The organism is Arthrobacter sp. HMWF013 (genome assembly GCF_003061105.1).
Taxonomy (GTDB): Bacteria; Actinomycetota; Actinomycetes; order Actinomycetales; family Micrococcaceae; genus Arthrobacter.
Window position 1 is genome coordinate 13,572 of record NZ_QAIQ01000428.1, and the last position, 1,024, is coordinate 14,595.

Here is a 1,024-nt window from a genome sequence, read left to right on the forward strand (position 1 = left end):
CGGCGCGCGCGAGTCTGCCCTGGCCGAACTGGATCGGGGCATGCTGCCGCCGGACTTCCAGGATGAGGCCACAAAACTGCTGGTAACCTCCCGTGCCCTGCGCCTCCGCCGGGACCGGCCCGAGCTGTTCCAGGGCTACCAGCCTCTGACGGCGTCGGGCGCTTCGGCCGGCCACCTGGTGGCCTTCAGCCGGGGAGCTGCCGGCGGAACGGGCGCCGTGACGCTCGCAACCCGGCTTCCCCTCGGGCTGGAACGGTCGGGCGGCTGGCGGGACACCGCCGTCGACCTTTCCACCGCTTTCCGGGACGAACTCACCGGGCGGACCTACGGACCGGGGCCTGTACCCGTGGCCGGCGTCCTCCAGCCTTACCCCGTGGCACTGCTGGTGCCCGTGAACGGAGCAACCACGTGAGCCTGACCCACAACGGTTCCGGCCGGTTCGACGTCTGGGCGCCCAACGCCTCGGACGTCACGCTGCTCGCCAGCGGCCGGCAGTACCCGATGGTCCTGACGCCGGCAGCTCCCGGAGCGGACGGTTGGTGGTCCGCCCCGGACGCGCCGGCGGACGTGGACGTTGACTACGGTTATCTGCTCGACGGCGATCCGCACCCGCTGCCGGACCCCCGCTCCCGCCGGGTCCCCGACGGCGTCCATGCCCTGTCCCGCACGTACGATCCCGCCTCTTATGCGTGGCAGGACTCCGGCTGGCGTGGCAAGGAACTGCGCGGTGCGGTCATTTACGAACTCCACCTGGGCACCTTCACCCCCGACGGAACCCTGGATGCGGCGGCCGGAAAGCTGGGCTACCTGGCGGAGCTCGGCGTCGATTTTGTCGAGCTGCTGCCGGTCAACGGGTTCAACGGCACCCACAACTGGGGCTACGACGGCGTCCAGTGGTTTGCGGTCCACGAGGGCTACGGCGGCCCGGCCGCGTATCAGCGCTTTGTGGACGCAGCCCACGCGGCCGGCATCGGAGTCATCCAGGATGTGGTCTACAACCACCTGGGACCCAGCGGCAACTATC

General features: G+C 70.3%; 1 protein-coding gene and 1 pseudogene. Both read left to right on the forward strand.

Annotated elements, in window-relative coordinates; translation table 11 throughout:
- Positions 1-412, forward strand: a pseudogene (locus DBR22_RS24620) (malto-oligosyltrehalose synthase); the annotation flags it as partial.
- 2 nt (positions 413-414) lie between these two features.
- Positions 415-1,024 (forward strand): alpha-amylase family glycosyl hydrolase (locus DBR22_RS15630; RefSeq protein ID WP_375134972.1); only part of this gene is annotated, 610 nt, incomplete at its 3' end.